Origin of the sequence: Corallococcus praedator, from assembly GCF_003612125.1 — a bacterium.
Lineage (GTDB): Bacteria > Myxococcota > Myxococcia > Myxococcales > Myxococcaceae > Corallococcus > Corallococcus praedator.
In genome coordinates, this window is sequence record NZ_RAWI01000202.1 from 1 (window position 1) to 16,953 (window position 16,953).

Sequence of the window (16,953 nt, forward strand, 5' to 3'; positions counted from 1 at the left end):
GGAGCGGGGGCGGGTTCGACTTCAACGATCCGACGGTGCGCGCGGTGCTGGAGACGGGGCTGCCGTTGTTCGTGGGGTACGAGGCGACGGACGGCAGCGGGACGCCGGAGGGCGTGGAGCGAGGGGTGCGGCGCATCACGCTGCGCTCGACGCAGACGCCGAACCTGAACCCGGTGATGCAGGACGTGCTGTGGGACGAGTCCCCGCTGGTGGGGCCGCTGCCGTTGGACACGGAGGTGACGTTCAAGCCGGTGTTGGCGGAGGGCAGCGAGGAGGCCTACACCACGGCGGACGGGACGAAGACGGAGCAGGTCTTCTACAGCTGGTTCGCGACGGGGGAGGGCGAGGTGAACTCGTTCCGTTCGTTGGAGCCGGTGGACGGCAAGCCCGGCGACCCGACGACGACCTACCAGACGTCCATGACGCCGGAGCGAATCACCCTCTGGGTGGTGGCACGCGACGGCCGAGGCGGCGTGGACTGGGCCATCCGCACGGTGGACGTGGGGCCCTGAGGTCCGGAGTCACAAGGCTCGTGCGCGCGGCAGGGACCGCGCTACTCCTTGCCAGTTGTGTGCATTCCCAGGGGGCACTGCCTGCTTCGTGGGAAGGGGGCCGGAGCATCGTGTTCCCGCCGTTCTACGCACAGTTCGCGCTTCAGGTCGGAGCCGACCGAGGCAAGGCCCTATGAATTGGATGGCAGGCTGCTCCAGGCCGTCCGGGTGGCGATGGACGACTTCATCCCGCCAGGTTCCAGTGAAGAGCGCCCCTGCTGGGGACGGCCGGAGGCGTATCGCTCTCGAGTCATCCGCCAGGGCGACGTCTTCTTCGTGCTGATTCACGAGGATCCGGAGGCCTGCGGTTCGCAGTACGTCGGCGTGGATACCGGAGCCCGCTACGCCGTCAGCCTCGACGGCCGGATCCTTCGTCGCAGCGTGGGCGCCGAGCCAGAACTCCCACGGGTCTTGGAGTCTGTGGATGCGGGCGTTTCCAATGCAGGAGACGCACTTCATCCACTACGTCCTTCTGCCCCGTTGTACGGCGGAACATTGTAGTCATGCTTTGTTCGGCAATGTGCTCGCTGTGCAGTGGACGAAGGACGCCCTGTCACAGGACGTTGTCGGGCTCGCTGGTGAAGAGCGCGTCGAACAGGGTGGTGTGCGGCGGCTTCTTCCACTCCACGACGACGGGCGCGGGGGTTGCCGCTACTGCCTGTGGAAGCGCGTGAACGCCGAACCGTGCCTCCAACTCCTTTGCGACGAGGATTGCCGTCTGGGCCATCGCGTCAGGCATCGGGCCCACGTGGAGCCGCGCATCGCTGCGTTTGTGTCCCTCATATTTGAACGCGATGCCGTACACGGTGAAGACAGGCGCCAGGATGCTCATGCACCCCACGACAGCCCAGGGCACGGGCGGAATGGGATATCCCTTCGCGGGAAAGAGGATGCACGTGAAGCATGCTTGAGACGTCGAAGTGCCATCTCCCACGCTGAAGCCTGGGAACAAGGCCCGGAGGTCCTTGAGGAATGCTTCCCATCGCTCGTTGTCGCGGAGTGCCTCGGTCCATCGCCTTGCGCGACGCAGGTGTTCCGCGCTGACCCCCTCCGGGGTTTCTGTTCCCGGCGCTGGCCAATACTGGCTGGCGAGGGCCAACAGCTCTTTCGTGCTTGGGGACATGGCGCGAAGGCTCCGGCGTCAGAGGGTGTAGGCGCCAAACAGCACCGGGGTGGTCTTCTCGTGACACTGGGTCGTGAACAAGCCCCCTGCGATGGACGCCTGAAAGGCAGGTCGCAGTGCCGCCTTCAGCGACTCACAAAGCATCCCGAGTGGGGTCTCCACCGTGGCCGCGCCGAAGATGGAATACGTGGCTTCGTTGATGCGATCCGCCGTGATGCGCTGGGCCAGCGCGGTGGAGACGGGGCCCTCGTGGTTATGAAGCGGCGTCTCGATCCCGAACCTGCACAGGATGGCTTCACCGGTGTTGTCACGGGCAATCCGGATGTGGATGCAGGCAGCCCGCCGGCCTCCTGCTTCACCCGGGGTCGTTTCGCGGACGGTCACGAAGCGGATCTGCCGGGGCTCGATCCGTCCCGTGACGAAGGTCCTGCCCGTGGGCCCGACACACGCCAGCGACAGTGTCAGCGCGGCGCCCGCCGCGAGCCAGTGCCGCCGTACCGTGGGCCCATCCATGCTTCACCCCGCGAGCCACGAGGATGCGCGCCCCAGGCCTTCCGCCACGGAGGTGAACGCATCCGCGGTGCGCACGCGGTCTTCACCGAAGCGCTTCACGTACAGCTCCCGCACGGCCGGAATCTGTGACGAACCGCCCGTGAGGAACACGGCGTCAATGTCCCTGGCCTCCGGGTGCTTCGCCAACAGCCCCTCGGTGCACTGAGAGAGTTCATCCAGCAACGCACCGCTCGCCGTGTCGAACTCGGCGCGCGTAATCGGCTCGTGCAGGTGGATGCGCCCCTCCTCGAAGTCGATGGTCGCCACGTCCTCGCTCGATAGGCGCACCTTCGCCGCTTCAATGGACCGGAACAGCCGGTAGCCCAGGTTGTCCATCACCAGGTCGTAGAGCGCTTCGATCTCCGCCGGGTGGTCGCTCGTGTCGAGCATCACCTCCAGCAGCTCCTGCGTGGACTTCTCCCGGATGAAGGACATCTCATGCCAGTTCAACAGCTTCGCCATCACGTGCTGCGGAATGGGCATCCGCTTCTCGCTGAAGCCCTTCACCTTGTACGTGGACCCCGCCCCGAAGCGCGGCAACAGCTTGTGCCGCATGATCTCCGCGTCGAACCGGTCACCACCGATGCGCACACCCGTGGACCCCACCACGTCCGGCTTGCGGTCCAGGTTCCCCCTGCGCGACGGCCCCAGCTTCATCAGCGTCAGGTCCGTGGTGCCGGCGCCGAAGTCCGCCACCAACACCAACTCGTCGCGCGTCAGCCGCGCCTCGTACGCGAGCGCCGCCGCGATGGGCTCGATGAGGAACTGCACGTGCGTGAAGCCCGCCAGCTCCGCCGCCTTGCGCAGCCGCTTCTCCGCCAGTGCGTCCGCGTCCGGATCCGGCGTGAACACCGCCGGCCGCCCCATCACCACAGCGTCCGGCAGCTCGCCCAGGTGCGCCCCGGCCGCCTCGCGCACGCGGCGCAGCAGGATGGCCACCAGGTCCTCGATGGTGAACGTGCGCCCCTTCACCTGCGTCGCCCGGAAGGACGTGCTGTGCAGGAAGGACTTCACGGACTGGATGAACCGCCCGGTGTTGTCCTCCAGGTAGCGCTGGATGGCGTCCGCGCCCGCGAAGATCTCCTTCTCGTCCTCCGCGAAGAACAACACGGAGCGGAACAGACGCGGCTCCGGCGTGTGGGGCTGCAGGGGCAACACGGTGCCATCCGGCAGGGCCAGGGCGGTGTTGCTGGTTCCGAAGTCGAGTCCGCAGGCGCGCATGGGGGGGCGCCCCTTATCGCCATTCCTCCAGTCGCGGTAGCCCCAAAGTGACTGCCTGCCGTGGAGCGAGCAGGGTCCCGGGCGCTCGCGGCCTCATGGCTTGGTTCCTCGCGCGCCCTCGCCATCTTTGCCCTGTCATCCCCTCGACAGGAGAACCCCATGAAATCGCGCACGGTATGGCTCACGGCGGGAGTCGCCGCACTGATGGTGGGCACCGCCTGCCAGGACGGAGATCGCACCCGGCAGGACTCCACCCGGGCCGCGCCAGGGCAGGAGGTCGAGCAGGCGCAGGCCCGCTCGGAGGAGGCCTTCGACAGTGCCCGCGACGCCCAGAAGGAAGCCTCCCGGCAACAGCGCGAGGCCGCGAGCGCGCAGGAGGACCTCCAGCGCAAGCAGCAGGAACTCCAGGAGGCCCAGGCCACCGCCCAGAAGGAATCCCAGGAGGCCCAGGCCAGCCAGCAGCAGGCCCAGGCGCGCACCCAGCAGGCCCAGTCCGAGGCCCAGCAGGCCCAGGCGAGCGCCCTGGACGCCCAACGCCGCCTCCAGCAGGGCCTGACGCCCTCGCGTGAAGTCGTGGGCCAGAACGCCCCCGTGGCGGCCCCGGTCGCCAACGCGCAGCCAGCCGCGCAGGACTCGCAGATCTCCGGCGAGGTGCTGAGCGCGAGCGCCCGCGAGGTGCTGCTCAGCCAGGGCGGAGAGCCCCAACTGCGGCTCCAGGTGGGCCCCACCACGCAGGTGCGGGTGGACGGCCGGGCCGCGAGCGCCGCGGACATCCAGGAGGGCGCGCAGGTGCGGGCCTCGTACCGCACGGACGCGAACAGCGGCGAGCCCCAGGCGCTGCGCATCGACGCCACGTCCCGCGCACAGCCGGCGGCGCCCGCCGCGCCGGAGAGCGGTGAGTCGACGCCGGGTGCCACGACGCCGCAGTAGCGTGGACATGACTCGGCCCCGTGCCTTCGCGCTTCCCACGCGAGGGTCCGGGGCCGAATCGCTGTCGCAGGTGCTGCGCCTCGCGCGTTACGCGGCCAGTTCCGCCTGGTCCAGGCCGGCCTCGGCCATCAGGTTCGCCAGCTCCGCCTTCAGCTTGTCCTTGGCGCGGATCTCCAGCTGACGGGCGCGCTCGCGGGAGAAGCCGAAGTGCTCGCCCAGCTCGCTCAGGGTCATCTCCGAGTCGCTCATCACGCGCTGCTCGATGATGAAGCGCTCGCGCGGGTCCAGGCGCGTCAGGGCGCGCTGCACCAGCGTGCGGGTGAGGCCCGCCTGCTGCCGGTCCGCGACCTCATCCGCGTGGGAGGCGGCCTCGGACTCCACGAAGTCCAGGTGCGTGGCGTCCCCGTCCTCACCCACCGGCGCGTCCAGGGACAGGTCCCGGCCGCCCATGCGCTGCTCCATCTCACGCACTTCCGTGGGCTTCACGTTCAGCTTGCGGGCGATCTCCTCCGCGTTGACGATGTGGCCGTCGCCGGCGCCCAGCTTCTCCAGCTCGCGGCGGGTGCGGGCCAGGCTGAAGAACAGCCGGCGCTGCGCCTGCGTCGTGCCCAGCTTCACCAGGCTCCAGTTGCGCAGCACGTAGTTCTGGATGTACGCGCGGATCCACCACACCGCGTAGGAGATGAGGCGGATGCCCTTCTCCGGGTCGAACTTCTGCACGGCCTTCATCAGGCCGATGTTCGCCTCCTGGATGAGGTCCGACATCTTCAGGCCGTAGGAGCGGTACTCGTACGCCACCTTCACCACGAAGCGCAGGTTGCTCGTCACCAGGTGGTGGCCCGCGGACAGGTCGCCGGCGCGGAAGCTGCGGGAGAGCGCCTGCTCCTCCTGCGGGCTCAGCAGCGGGTACTGGTTGATCTCCGAGAGGTACGTGGAGAGCGAGTCAGCAGAAGAGAAGGAGTTGGAAGCCTGCATGGGGGTCTCTCGGGGAAGAGGGCGGGATGTGTTCCGCTCGTTTGCTGCGACGGGGAGACCTTTAGCAATGCAGGTGCCAATGCCAGCCGACGACCAACCTCAATGATTCTGGTGAGTTGCGCGAATTCGCCCCAATGCTTAGGGCGGAAACCGGCAGTTTTTACAGAGCCCTGATCCGAAGGTTCTTCCGGATGCCCCCTGGGGAGGGTTGCCTGCCCTCCGACCTGTGCGCAGGGGGGATCACATGCCTCAGGGATGTAGGGACGCCTCCGCTTCCCCACCAGGGGCCCGGCGGGGCGAGTGTCGGTGGATTGTCCACGCCTGAGGTCAGGTCAACGCCTTGCGCAGCCGTTTGGGAATGGCCTCCGCGTGCCAGCGCTGCACCTCGCGGGCGATTTCGGCGGAGCGTTCCGCGCGCTCCTCCCGGGCCCGGGGCAGCAGCTTGCGCGCGGCCTTGCGCTGTCCGGGCGGGGCCTCGGCGGCGGCGCGTTCGAACAACTCCAGACGCACGTCCGCGTCGTGCAGCTCGCCCAGCCCGTCCTGCAGGGGCACCAGCACCTCCAGCAGCGCGCCCACGGTGCGGCGGAAGGCCGGCTGGTAGATCTCCAGCTCGTAGCGCAGCTTCTTCAAGTCCTTGCGCAGGGCATGCGCGGACATGGCGTCGGGCGCGTCCGCGTAGCGCTCCAGGCGCTTCTCCACGCGGCGCAGGCGCTGGCGCAGGTGGCCGCGCACGCGCTTGCCGGCGAAGCGGTGGTCATCCTCCAGCGAGTCCAGCTTCTTCAACAGGCGCGGCACGGTGCGCTCCGACCAGCGCTCCAGCTCCGCGCGCAGCGTCTTCTCCTTCGCCTTCAGGCCGGACAGATGCGACTCGCGCAGGCCGGCCAGCGCCTTCGCCGTGTCCTTCTTCCCCTTGGCGGCGGAGCCCAGCCACGCGTCCTGGACGTGCAGGTCGCGCACTTCGCCCAGGGCGTCCTGGAGACGCTTCACGTCCGCCTCCAGGCGGGTGAGCTTGCCGGTGGCGTGGAACACCTGGAGCGCGGCGCGCAGGCGGCGGGTGGCCACGCGCATGTCGTGCACGCCGTCCTCGTCCAGCTCACCGTCCAGCTGGGCTTCGGGGTGGCGTGCGTCGGCCAGACGTCCGGCGAGGATGCGGCGGGCGGCGTCGCCCAGCGCGGTGTCGGGGCCCAGGCCCCGGATGGGAGTGGGAGGGGGCATGGTGGCTCAGCCCTCCTTCTGGGCGTATTGGACGACCATGCGCTCGGCGGCCTCGGGACCTTCCCAGCCGAGGACGTGCGCGTCCTTGTCCGCGAAATGCACCACCGCGAGGAAGAAGTGCTCCAGCTCCTCCAGCTCGCGCCGGGACAGGTCCTGGTAGGAATTCATCCCCTCCGCGCGGGGCGCGTTCACGGGGACGACGAGCACGCGGTCGTTGCGCTCGCGCGCGCCCGTCTGGCTGTCCTTCTTCTTCTGGTCCACCAGGAGCACGCCCAGCGGCCGGCACGGCAGCACGACGCCGGGCCACGTGGGCACGTCCCAGTACACCAGCGCGTCCAGCGGGTCGCCGTCCGGGCCCTGCGTGCTGGGGATGAAGCCCCAGTCGAACGGATAGCGGAACCCGCGCGTCAGCGGCCGCGACAGGGTGAAGGCCTGGAGTTTCGTGTCGTATTTGAGCTTCACCGTCGAGCCGCGGGGCGACTCGACGACGACGTTCAACGCATCCTGGAAGCCGCGCAAGGGCAGGCGGGTGAAGTCAGTGGCCATGAACCTTCAAGGCTGGTGTCGCCCCGACGTATGCGGCAAGTGCCCGTGCGAGACGGAATCCACTCGCCAACCTTGGTGCCCGCCCCGCGTGCGGGCCCCTAACCGACAGGTCGCCCCAGGGGCCGCATGGCTTCGCTCCGGGCCATCAACCGGCGCGTCGCGCGCGCGGCCACGAGTCCGCCCAGCGTGTACCAGGCCACGGTGAGCAGCGACGTGGAGGGCCTTGCCTGGGACGGCGCCCTGCCCAGGCCCAGCTTCGGCGGCAGCACCACCGCGCCCAGGCCGGCGAGCAGTCCCAGCACCGCGCCGCGCAGGTACGGCCGCTTGGGACGCCCCAGGGCGACGAGCGAGAAGAAGAGCCCGTTGGACACCAGGTCCGCCGCCAGCGTCTGGCGATGCAACTGACGGTCCCTCGCGGGCTCGCCGCCGAAGAAGCGGATGCCCTTCTTGAGCGAGCGCATGCCCAACACATCCATGCGCGGAGGGTGCTTCAAGACGCGGCGGGCACCCTCGTGCACCAGCGTCAGCGCGGTGGCGCCGGCGAGCCCTGGACCGAGGGCGCGGAACACGAGGCGGGGCGGGGCAGGAGGTTCGATCATGCCCTCCAAGCTAGGCACCCCGTTCCCGGGCTTCCCGCCCGGAGGTGCCCGCCTGCCTGCTGGGCTTCCCCACGGGCCTCCAACGACAGAGCGCGTCAGGAGCTGCAGCTCACCACGAGGTGCCGGCCCCACGTCGGCGGAGAGGCCGCGGAGGCCTCCGAACCGGGGTGTTCGTCGAAGGGCGCGGACACCAGCGCCAGCACCCGGTCCACCTCCGCGAAGTCCCCTTCCTGGGCCCGGGCGATGGCCTGCTGCGCCACCCAGTTGCGCAGGACGTACTTCGGATTGACGCGGTCCATGCGCACGTGGCGCACGCTGTCCACGCTGCCCTCGGAGGCGAGCCGCGCCCGGTAGCGCGCGGCCCATGCGTCGAAGTCCTCCGGCGGCAGGAAGGCGTCGCGAAGCGCGTCGTTGCGCGCGTCGGGCCTTGAATCGAACCGGTTCAGAGCGCGGAAGAAGCGCGTGTAGTCCACGTGCGAGGCGGCCATCAGGCCGAACAGGTCCTCCACCAGCGCGCGGTCCTCGTCGCGGGTCCCGGACAGGCCCAGCTTCTCGCGCATGCGCGCGAGGAAGTGCGCGGCGAACGCGGGCTGGAAGGCGCCCAGGGCGGCGCGGGCCTCGTCCTCGGTGATGAGCGTCAGCAGCGCTTCACCCAGACAGGCCAGGTTCCACAGCGCGACGCGCGGCTGCTGGTCGAATGCATAGCGGCCCTGGTGGTCGGAGTGGTTGCAGACGAAGCCGGGGTCGAAGTCGTCCAGGAAGCCATAGGGCCCGTAGTCCAGCGTGAGCCCCAGGATGGACATGTTGTCGGTGTTCATCACGCCGTGCTCGAAGCCCACCGCCTGCCATCCGGCGATGAGCCTCGCGGTGCGCTCCACCACCTCCTCGAAGAAGCGCGCGTGGCGCCGCTCCTGCGCCGCGAGGTGTGGGAAGTGGCCGGTGATGACGTGCTCCGCGAGCGTGGCCACGTGCGCGTGCTGCTCGGTGTGGTGGAAGAACTCGAAGGTGCCGAAGCGCACGTGCGAGGGCGCCATGCGCACCAGCATCGCCCCGGTCTCCACCTCCTCGCGGTACACCGGCGTGCGGCTGCCCAGCATGCACAGCGCCCGGGTGGTGGGGATGCCCAGGGCGTGCAGGGCCTCTCCGGCCAGGTACTCGCGCACGGTGGAGCGCAGCACCGCCCTGCCGTCACCGCCGCGCGAGAAGGGCGTGGGCCCACCGCCCTTCAGGTGCAGGTCCCACTTCGCGCCGTCCGGCGCCCGCACCTCGCCCAGGAGCAGCGCGCGGCCGTCTCCCAGGCGGGGCACGTACACGCCGAACTGGTGCCCCGCGTACACCATGGCCAGGGGCTCCATGCCGGGCAGCGGCCGGGCCCCGCCGAACACCCGCGCGAACTCCGGGTGCGTCGCCGCGTCCGCGTCCAATCCCAGCAGGCGCAGCGCGGCCGGGTTCACGCTCACCACGTGCGCGTCCGGGAAGGGCGCGGGGGCCACCCGGGCGGCGAACCCGGGAGGCAGGCGGGCGTAGGTGTTGTCGAAGACGAGCTGTTCGAGCGGAGCCATGCCTTGGGGCCAACCCCTGTCAGGGGACCTGCATGCCCCGCTGCACGGCGGGACGGCTGCCCACGCGGTGCAGCCACTGGAGGATGTTGGGCGTGTCCTGGAAGAGCTCGGCGAACTTGGGGTTTCCGTGCACGGCCTTCACCCACGGGTACGTGGCGATGTCCGCGATGGAGTAGTGGGCCGCCAGGTAGTCGCGCGAGGCCAGGTGTTTGTCCAGGACGCCCAGGATGCGCTTGGACTCCGTGCGGAAGCGGTCGATGGCGTAGGGCACCTTCGTGTTGGCGTAGACCTCGAAGTGGTTGAGCTGGCCCAGCATGGGTCCCACGCCGCCCATCTGGAACATCAGCCACTGCGTCACTTCCGCCTTGCCGCGCGGATCCGTGGGCATCAGCGTGCCCGTCTTCTCCGCCAGGTACAGCAGGATGGCGCCCGACTCGAAGAGGGCCAGGGGCGTGCCGCCCGGCGCCGCGTGGTCCACGATGGCCGGAATCTTGTTGTTGGGATTGATGGCCAGGAACTCGGGCTTGAACTGGTCGCCCTTGGAGATGTCCACCACGTGGGTCTTGTAGGGGATGCCCAGCTCTTCCAACGCGATGGAGATCTTGCGTCCGTTGGGGGTCTTGAACGTGTACAGGTCGATCATGCCTTCACTCCCGTGAGCTGTTCGCTCACCTGCCAGAGCCGCTCCGCGAGCGCCTCGTCCCGCGCGGCGGACGACGGCTTCGCCTTGCGGCATTTGTTGAAGTACTCCCCGCTGACGCCCGCGACCTCGGGGGAGGCCGCCAGGTACACCGACGTCCTCGCGCCCTTCTCGGGGGAGATCATGAAGGGCGCGCCCAGCTTCACGAGGTGGCGGAAGATGCCCTGGCTGTTGTGCCCGAAGCCCGTGCGCACCGCTCCCGGGTGCAGCGCGTTCGCCGTCACCTGCGTGCCCGCGAGGCGCTTCGCAAGAGCCTTGGTGAACAGGATGTTGCTGAGCTTGGCGTTGCCGTAGACCTGGATGGGGCGGTAGGGCTGGTTCGCCGTCTGCGGATCGTCCAGGAAGTCGGCGCTCGCGAAGGCGTGCCCGAACGACGACACGTTGATGATGCGAGCGGGGCCGCTGGCCACCAGCAGGTCGCGCAGCAGGTGCGTGAGGAGGAAGTGCGACAGGTGGTTCGTCGCGAACGTGGCCTCGTAACCATCCACCGTCACCTGCCGACGGTCGATGATGAGGCCCGCGTTGTTGATGAGGATGTCCAGCCGTTGATGGCGTTCCCTGAAGGCCTGGGCCAGGGCGCGCACGGACGCAAGCGACGACAGGTCCGCGAGCAGCGACTCCACGCGGGCCTGGGGCGCGGCTTCACGCACGGCGGCGACGGTCGCCGCCGTGCGGGCCTCGTCCCTGCCGGAGAGGACCAGCGTGGCCCCCAGTCGCGCCAGGGCCTTCGCCGTCTCCTGGCCGATGCCGCCGGTGGCCCCCGTGATGAGGCACACCTTGCCGTCCAACCGGTCGTGCTGAGTCGCCATGCGCCGCGCCCTCCTGGAATCCAGAGGACGCGTTCTATACGGCCTGGGACTTCCCCGCGCAGGGGATCCGCGCGGGAGTCATCCCGGACACGGCGCTCAGGTGGTGGCCTGGCTGATGTCCTCGGCGGTGCGGCCCCGGCGGTTGCCGCCGCCCCGGGGCGGGATGGTGGTGCCCACGCGGGCGTCGCCGTTGAGGTGGCTCTCCAGGAACCAGAGGTCCTCCTCGGTCTCGCCCAGGGTCTGGGTGAGGATGTCCGCGGTGACCGGGTCGTTCACCTCATCCGACTTGGTGATGCCGTCGCGGAGGCTGGAGGCGTAGCGGCCCACGCGCTCCACCAGCGCGCGGATGTGGGCCTCGCCGTCCACGGCCTGGAGGTCGTATTCGGGCAGCTGGCTGTTGTTGCTGGCCAGGCGGATGGTGCCCTGGGCGTAGCCGCCCAGCGCGCCCGCGCGTTCGGCGTAGGAGTCCGCGTGCTTGCGCGCGTGCTTGGCCACTTCGTCGAAGAGCAGATGGCGGCTGTAGAAGTGCGTGCCCCGGATGTTCCAGTGCGCCTGCTTGACCTGCCAATGCAGGTCGACGGCGTTGGCGAGCAGCGTGTTGAGCATGTCGATGAGCTCTTCGCGCGCGTTCTGGGGAAGGTTCACGTGGCTGGTGGAGTACATGGTCCGCATCCCTCGTAAGGTGGTTGTGCGCGGCAGGGCGTCGCGGCGCTTCCGGTAGGGTGGGGATGGCCATGGCCTCGTGCCACGGCACGGCATACGGCGCCTGGCTGTCCGGCCGGCCTGGAGGGCAGACGGCCGGACGATCCACGCCGGTTCAGGCCGTGTCGGGGGCGGTCAGGCGGGCGGCGATCTCCGTGGCGGCGCGCTCGCCGGACTCGACCGCGCCGTCGAGATAGCCACAGCCCTCGATGGCCGTCTCGGTGCCCGCCCAGTGCACCCGGCCGAAAGGGGCGCGCAGGGCGTCTCCAATGGCGGTGAGCGTGCCGGGGCGGGGCAGGCCCACGTAGCAGCCGGTGCTGAACGCCTCCGCCTTCCAGTCCAGCTCCGCCACGGCGACGGGCGTCAGGGCCTGGGGCCCGAAGAAGCGCGCGAAGCCCTCCAGCGCGGCCCGGTGGATGTCCGGGGCGGGACGGCCGGTCCACGCCCTGGCGGTGTCGCCCAGGAAGAAGCCCACCAGGGCGGGGTGGTGCCCGTCGGGGCCGCAGTCGTCGAAGCACAGCCGCACCGGGCCCACGTCGCTGACGGCCTCGCCGGACAGGCCCGCTTCACGCCAGAAGGGGCGGGCATAGGTGGCCACGACCTTGATGACGCTGCCCATGGGCAGCTCCGCGTGCACGCGGCGGCGGCCGGCGGGCAGGTCCGCGCCGAAGTCGATGCGCTCCGCGAGCGCGGGCGGCGTGGCCACCACGGCGTAGCGCGCGCGGACGGTGCGGCCCTCGGTCGTGGTGGCGCTGACGCCGCGCGCGTCCTGGAGGAGGGCGCGCACGGGGGCGGAGAGGACGACGCGGTCTGGGGGAAGGGCTTCGGCCAGCCGGCGTGAGAGGGATTGCGCGCCGTCCACGAAGCGCTCGGCCTGGGCGCCGCCTTCGATTTCGGTGAGCGGCATGAGGCCGCCGTTGGAGTGCACATAGGACAGGAAGTGCAGGAACGACAGCTCCGACGGCTCGGCGGCGAACACCGCGCGGGTGGCGATGTCCAGCGCGGCGCGAGCGCCCCAGGTGGGCACGTGGCGCTGCTTCCACTCCTCCACGGTGAGGGCGTCCCATTCGACGGCGCGGGCGGCGGCCGCGGGCTGTTCCCGGGGGACCTTCTTCGCCAGGCCATCCAGCTTCCACACCGTGCGCTGCAGATCCAACAGCGACAGGAGGGGCAGTGACGGCACCTTGCCCGTGTACGTGCGCCGCTCGCCGCGCACCTCCAGCACCTTGGTGCCCTGGTGGTGCTGGGCGAAGCGCTTGAGGCCCAGGCCATCCGCGAGCCGCAGGACATGGCGCTGGCGGGGGCCCACCCACTGGCCGCCCAGGTCCACGACGCCGCCGCCCACCTCGCGGGTGAGGGTGCGTCCGCCCACGCGGTCGCGCGCTTCGAGCACGGCCACGGTGGCGCCCGTGCGGGCGATGTCCCGGGCCGCGGTGAGCCCCGCGACACCCGCCCCGATGACGACCACGTCCACGCTGGTGTCCATAGGGCCGGGCACTCTATGACGGAAGCACCACGTGGCCAGGATGTGCGTGGCGTCGAAGGGTGGAGGTCCGGATGTTCGCGTTGGAGATGGTGGAGAAGGTGCGGCAGGTGTCGCCGGGCGCGGCGAACGCGCTGACGACGTTGGCGGTGAAGAACATCGTCCCGCTGGCGGCGGCCATGGGCTACCGCGTGGAGGAGGTGACGGACGCGCGCGTGAAGGCGACCGTGCCGCTCAACCGCAAGACGAAGAACCACGTGGGCAGCGTGTACCTGGGCGCCCAGGTGACGGTGATGGAATTGACGATGGGCGTGATGCTCTTCCGCCGCTTCCCGCCGAGCCAATACAAGATGCTCGTCAACCGCATGGAGGTGTCCTTCCACGCCAAGGCGAAGAGCGCGGTGAGCGCGGTGTGCGAACCCTCCGAGGAGCTGCTCGCGGGCCTCGCGGCGTCGCTGCGGGCGACGGGGGACAAGGCGGAGGCGTGGATCCCCGTGCAGCTCACCGGCACCGACGGACAGCGCGTCGCGGAGGCGCGCTTCCTGGCGGTGTTCAAGCGCGGCTAGCGCGGGGGCTCTTCCTCCATCAGGAAGTCGCCGACGGTCTTCCACATGGCCTCGAACTGGGGCCTGCGGAAGCCCGAGCCGGAGATGAGCCAGTCCACGTGCGGGGGCTGGTGCGCCGGCTGGTCGAAGTGGCCAATGGCATCCAGGTGGTCCGCGCGCACCGCCGTCAGCACGCGCCCGTACACCTGCGAGCGCGTGGGCACGATGCCGTCGCACGCGGTGGGGCCGGGCATCGCGCCGTAGGCCTGCACCAGCGCCGCCGTCTGCGCGGGCGTGTGCAGGGGCAGTTGCGTGAGCGGCATGCGCTGCGTCTGGCCATACACGAACGCGTAGATGGTGTGCGTGAGCTGCGCGTACGGATCCATGCCCGCGGCCAGGCGCGTGCGCAGGGACGGGGGCCGGGCCTGCGTCACCACGGAGCCGTAGCGCACGCCGGGCCGGTCGTGGGTGCCGCCGTTGAACAGGTCGATGCCTTCGGGCGTGAGCTGCGGAATCAACGACGTGTCGCGCCCCACGTCCCACAGGAACTTCGTCACCGCGTCGCGCCGCTCGCTGGAGAAGTCACCCAGGAGCTGGTCGAAGAGCTGATCCAACAGCGTCGCCTTCCACCCCAGTTGATCATCCGCGCGCGCCATCAGGTGCCCGAAGCGGAACACCACGCTCAGGGGCAGCCGGCCGAACCGCAGCACGTACATGGTGAACAGCGACAGGAGCTTCAGGAGCTGCTGGCCGAAGAGCCCCAGGAAGAAGGTGGCCAGGGGCGTGCCCGCGTGGGGCGCGGAGAGGGTCACCACCGTGCGCACCCGGCGCGCGAAGGGCTCCAGTTCCAGGGACTCGGACACCTGCGCGCCTGGGCTGACGAACAGGCGGGCGTCCAGTCCGCCGGTCGAGTGGCCCACCAGGTGGATGGGGCCGTCGTCGCCGGAGGCCGTCTCGTGCACGGCCTTGAGCAGATCCGCGGTGCGCTGACGGATGGAGGCGGTGGGGTGCGAGACGATGGTCACCACCTCCGCGTCCACCCCTCGACGCGCCAGGTCCTTCTTCAGGAACTCGTACGCATGGCCGAAGTAGAGGAGCTCGCCCAGGTTGGTGAACCCGAAAAACCCGGGGACGAGGTAGACGTGGTGCTTCGCGGACATTGGGCCCGATCATACCCCGCCGCCCCCCACGCCGGCTTGGAATACACGGTCGCCTGCCGGGTTGACGCGCGCCCGTCCGCATTGACAGAACCGGGCGCCCTTTTCTCGCTCTCCAAGGAAGCCTGACCATGCATCGCGGACTCCTCGCGCTCGGCCTGCTGTTGTCCCTCCCCGCCTCCGCGGAGGAGGGCATGTGGACCTATGACTCCTTTCCCTCCGCCCAGGTGAAGAAGACCTACGGCTTCGAACCCACGCAGGCCTGGCTGGACAAGGTGCGCCTGGGCTCGGTGCGGCTGGCGGGCGGCTGCTCCGCGAGCTTCGTGTCGCCGGACGGCCTGGTGATGACGAACCACCACTGCGTGCGCAGCTGCATCGAGGACCTGACGACCGCGAAGGACGACCTGCTGGCGAAGGGCTTCCAGGCGAAGTCCGCGAAGGAGGAGCGGCGCTGTCCCAAGGTGGAGGCCAACCAGCTGGTGGAGATGACGGACGTCACCGAGCGGATGAACACGGCGACGAAGGGGCTCACCGGCGCGGCCTTCAACACCGCGCTCAAGAAGGAGACCGCAGCGGTGGAGGGCGCGTGCGCCACCGGCACCGACGTGCGGTGCGACGTGGTGACGCTCTACAACGGCGGCAAGTACCAGCTCTACAAGTACCGCCGCTTCCAGGACGTGCGGCTCGTCTTCGCGCCCGAGTTCTCCATGGCCGCCTTCGGCGGGGACGCGGACAACTTCAACTTCCCGCGCTTCGGCTACGACGTGTCCTTCGTGCGCGTGTGGCAGGGCGACGCGCCCGCGAAGAGCCCGGACTACCTGCCGTGGGCGAAGGAGGGCGTGAAGGAGGGCGACCTCGTCTTCGTCTCCGGCCACCCCGGCGGCACCGAGCGCAAGAGCACCGTGGCGGAGCTGGAGTTCCAGCGGGACGTGGCGCTGCCCCAGACGCTGCTGACGCTGGCGGAGCTGCGCGGGATGCTGCGCGAGTTCACCAGCGGCTCGGCGGATCGCTACCGGATGGCGCGCTCGCGCCTGCGTGGCGTGGAGAACGGGCTCAAGGCCCTGCGCGGCCGGCAGGAGGCGCTGGCGGACCCCGCGCTGCTCGCGCGCAAGCGTCAGGAGGAGGCGGAGCTGAAGAAGCGCATCGACGCGAACCCCCAGGCGAAGGCGCTCACCCAGGGCATGTGGGAGGAGACGGCGAAGGCGCTGGATGCGTGGCGCCGGATGATGAACGACCACCGCATGAAGGGGGCGGGGGACGCCTTCCGCTCGGAGCTGTTCGCCCACGCGCAGGCGCTGGTGCGCGCGGCGGAGGAGCTGCCCAAGGCCAACGCGGAGCGCCTGCGCGAGTACACCGACGGCCAGCTTCCCGGCCTGCGTCAGCAGCTGCTGCGCGACGCGCCCATCCCGCCGGAGCTGGAGACGCTGCAGATGACGTTCGGCTTCAACAAGCTGCGCGAGACGCTGGGCGCGGATGACGCGTTCGTGCGCGAGGTGCTGGGCAAGGAAGCCCCGGCGGACCTGGCGCGCTCGCTGGTGCGCGGCACGAAGCTGGGGGACGTGAACGTGCGCAAGGCGCTGCTGGAGGGCGGCAAGGCAGCGGTGGACGCCTCCAAGGATCCGATGATTGTCCTGGCGCGCAAGGTGGACGCGCAGACGCGCGCGTCGCGCAAGCAGTACGAGGACACGGTGGAGGCGGTGCTCAAGCGCAACGGTGAGCGGCTCGCGAAGGCGTACCTGGCGGTGAACGGCACGTCGGGCGCGCCGGATGCCACGTTCACGCTGCGGCTCAACTACGGACAGGTGAAGGGCTGGGACGACAACGGCACGGCGGTGCCCGCGCTGACCACGTTCGGCGGCGCGTACGCGCGCGACACCGGCAAGGAGCCCTTCAAGCTGCCGGACCCGTGGATGAAGGCGAAGGGGAAGGTGCCTGCGGAGACGCCGCTCGACATGGCGACGACCAACGACATCATCGGCGGCAACTCCGGCTCGCCGGTGGTCAACCGCGACGGGCAGGTGGTGGGCCTCATCTTCGACGGCAACCTGCCGTCGCTGGGCGGCCGCTACGCCTACGTGCCCGAGTCCAACCGCGCGGTCGCGGTGCACGGCGACGGCATCCTCGCCGCGCTGGAGCACGTGTACGGCGCCACGCGCGTGGTCAACGAGCTGAAGGGGGCACAGACGGCGCCCGCTGCTCCGGCACGCTGAAGCGGAGGCGCTCGGAGGGGTAGGAGGGGGACGGCAGCGGGTCCTCCTCCTCCACGAGCGACTGCCGTGCGGG

16 protein-coding genes and 1 pseudogene are annotated in these 16,953 nt (G+C 70.0%); 4 read left to right on the plus strand and 13 right to left on the minus strand.

The window, feature by feature from the left end; genetic code table 11:
• A pseudogene (locus tag D7Y13_RS23950) lies at positions 1-512 on the plus strand (hypothetical protein); the annotation flags it as partial.
• A gap of 592 nt (positions 513-1,104) precedes the next feature.
• On the opposite strand, the gene D7Y13_RS48145 reads toward D7Y13_RS23950, so the two are convergent.
• The 3 genes from D7Y13_RS48145 to D7Y13_RS23965 form a co-directional block, all read right to left on the minus strand.
• On the minus strand, positions 1,105-1,383 hold the full coding sequence (locus D7Y13_RS48145; RefSeq protein ID WP_233595501.1) for a hypothetical protein: 279 nt from the start codon (positions 1,381-1,383) through the stop codon (positions 1,105-1,107).
• A 309-nt stretch (positions 1,384-1,692) separates the two neighbouring features.
• The gene (locus tag D7Y13_RS23960) at positions 1,693-2,187 is read right to left on the minus strand and encodes a hypothetical protein (protein ID WP_120583361.1); all 495 of its coding nucleotides are present in this window, start codon (positions 2,185-2,187) and stop codon (positions 1,693-1,695) included.
• A gap of 3 nt (positions 2,188-2,190) precedes the next feature.
• Positions 2,191-3,447 carry an Hsp70 family protein gene (locus D7Y13_RS23965; protein ID WP_120583362.1) on the minus strand — a complete coding sequence of 419 codons (1,257 nt, stop codon included), beginning with the start codon at positions 3,445-3,447 and terminating at the stop codon, positions 2,191-2,193.
• 159 nt (positions 3,448-3,606) lie between these two features.
• Here D7Y13_RS23965 and D7Y13_RS23970 point away from each other — a divergent pair, with 159 nt between their 5' ends.
• Positions 3,607-4,377 (plus strand): hypothetical protein, encoded by a 771-nt coding sequence (locus D7Y13_RS23970; RefSeq protein WP_120583363.1) that lies wholly within the window; start codon positions 3,607-3,609, stop codon positions 4,375-4,377.
• 87 nt (positions 4,378-4,464) lie between these two features.
• Here D7Y13_RS23970 and D7Y13_RS23975 read toward each other — a convergent pair whose 3' ends face one another.
• The 9 genes from D7Y13_RS23975 to D7Y13_RS24015 all read right to left on the minus strand — a co-directional run bounded on the left by D7Y13_RS23975 (position 4,465) and on the right by D7Y13_RS24015 (position 12,971).
• Positions 4,465-5,352, minus strand: a complete 888-nt coding sequence (locus tag D7Y13_RS23975; protein WP_120531258.1) for an RNA polymerase factor sigma-32 — start codon at positions 5,350-5,352, stop codon at positions 4,465-4,467.
• A gap of 327 nt (positions 5,353-5,679) precedes the next feature.
• The gene (locus D7Y13_RS23980) at positions 5,680-6,567 is read right to left on the minus strand and encodes a CHAD domain-containing protein (protein WP_120583364.1); all 888 of its coding nucleotides are present in this window, start codon (positions 6,565-6,567) and stop codon (positions 5,680-5,682) included.
• Between the two features lie 6 nt (positions 6,568-6,573).
• Entirely contained in the window at positions 6,574-7,113 is a 540-nt protein-coding gene (locus D7Y13_RS23985) for an inorganic diphosphatase (protein ID WP_120531260.1), read from the minus strand.
• Positions 7,114-7,211: 98 nt separating this feature from the next.
• On the minus strand, positions 7,212-7,712 hold the full coding sequence (locus D7Y13_RS23990; protein WP_120583365.1) for a hypothetical protein: 501 nt from the start codon (positions 7,710-7,712) through the stop codon (positions 7,212-7,214).
• A gap of 95 nt (positions 7,713-7,807) precedes the next feature.
• A complete protein-coding gene (locus D7Y13_RS23995; RefSeq protein WP_120583366.1) occupies positions 7,808-9,274 on the minus strand; it encodes a protein adenylyltransferase SelO in 1,467 nt (488 codons plus the stop codon).
• Between the two features lie 19 nt (positions 9,275-9,293).
• The gene (locus D7Y13_RS24000; RefSeq protein ID WP_120531263.1) at positions 9,294-9,917 is read right to left on the minus strand and encodes a glutathione S-transferase N-terminal domain-containing protein; all 624 of its coding nucleotides are present in this window, start codon (positions 9,915-9,917) and stop codon (positions 9,294-9,296) included.
• Entirely contained in the window at positions 9,914-10,783 is an 870-nt protein-coding gene (locus D7Y13_RS24005; protein ID WP_120583367.1) for an SDR family oxidoreductase, read from the minus strand. The genes D7Y13_RS24000 and D7Y13_RS24005 overlap by 4 nt, the downstream gene beginning before the upstream one ends.
• 96 nt (positions 10,784-10,879) lie before the next feature.
• A complete protein-coding gene (gene dps / locus D7Y13_RS24010) occupies positions 10,880-11,446 on the minus strand; it encodes a DNA starvation/stationary phase protection protein Dps (protein WP_120531265.1) in 567 nt (188 codons plus the stop codon).
• Positions 11,447-11,600: 154 nt separating this feature from the next.
• On the minus strand, positions 11,601-12,971 hold the full coding sequence (locus tag D7Y13_RS24015; protein ID WP_120583368.1) for a flavin monoamine oxidase family protein: 1,371 nt from the start codon (positions 12,969-12,971) through the stop codon (positions 11,601-11,603).
• Between the two features lie 71 nt (positions 12,972-13,042).
• Between D7Y13_RS24015 and D7Y13_RS24020 the strand changes: the two genes are divergently transcribed.
• The gene (locus D7Y13_RS24020; RefSeq protein WP_120583369.1) at positions 13,043-13,534 is read left to right on the plus strand and encodes a DUF4442 domain-containing protein; all 492 of its coding nucleotides are present in this window, start codon (positions 13,043-13,045) and stop codon (positions 13,532-13,534) included.
• Here the strand turns inward: D7Y13_RS24020 and D7Y13_RS24025 are convergent.
• Complete coding sequence (locus D7Y13_RS24025) at positions 13,531-14,673, minus strand: esterase/lipase family protein (RefSeq protein WP_120583370.1); 1,143 nt, start codon at positions 14,671-14,673, stop codon at positions 13,531-13,533. The two genes, D7Y13_RS24020 and D7Y13_RS24025, sit on opposite strands and share 4 nt — an antisense overlap.
• Before the next feature lie 128 nt (positions 14,674-14,801).
• On the opposite strand from D7Y13_RS24025, the gene D7Y13_RS24030 reads away from it, so the two are divergent.
• Positions 14,802-16,880, plus strand: coding sequence for a S46 family peptidase (locus D7Y13_RS24030; RefSeq protein ID WP_120583371.1), 2,079 nt, complete (start codon positions 14,802-14,804; stop codon positions 16,878-16,880).
• Positions 16,881-16,953 lie beyond the last annotated feature (73 nt).

Bases quoted from the DNA above. Each gene is read 5' to 3' on its own strand.
- D7Y13_RS48145 (WP_233595501.1), bottom strand. From the start codon at position 1,383: ATGAGCATCCTGGCGCCTGTCTTCACCGTGTACGGCATCGCGTTCAAA.
- D7Y13_RS23960 (WP_120583361.1), bottom strand. From the start codon at position 2,187: ATGGATGGGCCCACGGTACGGCGGCACTGGCTCGCGGCGGGCGCCGCG.
- D7Y13_RS23965 (WP_120583362.1), bottom strand. From the start codon at position 3,447: ATGCGCGCCTGCGGACTCGACTTCGGAACCAGCAACACCGCCCTGGCC.
- D7Y13_RS23970 (WP_120583363.1), top strand. From the start codon at position 3,607: ATGAAATCGCGCACGGTATGGCTCACGGCGGGAGTCGCCGCACTGATG.
- D7Y13_RS23975 (WP_120531258.1), bottom strand. From the start codon at position 5,352: ATGCAGGCTTCCAACTCCTTCTCTTCTGCTGACTCGCTCTCCACGTAC.
- D7Y13_RS23980 (WP_120583364.1), bottom strand. From the start codon at position 6,567: ATGCCCCCTCCCACTCCCATCCGGGGCCTGGGCCCCGACACCGCGCTG.
- D7Y13_RS23985 (WP_120531260.1), bottom strand. From the start codon at position 7,113: ATGGCCACTGACTTCACCCGCCTGCCCTTGCGCGGCTTCCAGGATGCG.
- D7Y13_RS23990 (WP_120583365.1), bottom strand. From the start codon at position 7,712: ATGATCGAACCTCCTGCCCCGCCCCGCCTCGTGTTCCGCGCCCTCGGT.
- D7Y13_RS23995 (WP_120583366.1), bottom strand. From the start codon at position 9,274: ATGGCTCCGCTCGAACAGCTCGTCTTCGACAACACCTACGCCCGCCTG.
- D7Y13_RS24000 (WP_120531263.1), bottom strand. From the start codon at position 9,917: ATGATCGACCTGTACACGTTCAAGACCCCCAACGGACGCAAGATCTCC.
- D7Y13_RS24005 (WP_120583367.1), bottom strand. From the start codon at position 10,783: ATGGCGACTCAGCACGACCGGTTGGACGGCAAGGTGTGCCTCATCACG.
- dps (WP_120531265.1), bottom strand. From the start codon at position 11,446: ATGTACTCCACCAGCCACGTGAACCTTCCCCAGAACGCGCGCGAAGAG.
- D7Y13_RS24015 (WP_120583368.1), bottom strand. From the start codon at position 12,971: ATGGACACCAGCGTGGACGTGGTCGTCATCGGGGCGGGTGTCGCGGGG.
- D7Y13_RS24020 (WP_120583369.1), top strand. From the start codon at position 13,043: ATGTTCGCGTTGGAGATGGTGGAGAAGGTGCGGCAGGTGTCGCCGGGC.
- D7Y13_RS24025 (WP_120583370.1), bottom strand. From the start codon at position 14,673: ATGTCCGCGAAGCACCACGTCTACCTCGTCCCCGGGTTTTTCGGGTTC.
- D7Y13_RS24030 (WP_120583371.1), top strand. From the start codon at position 14,802: ATGCATCGCGGACTCCTCGCGCTCGGCCTGCTGTTGTCCCTCCCCGCC.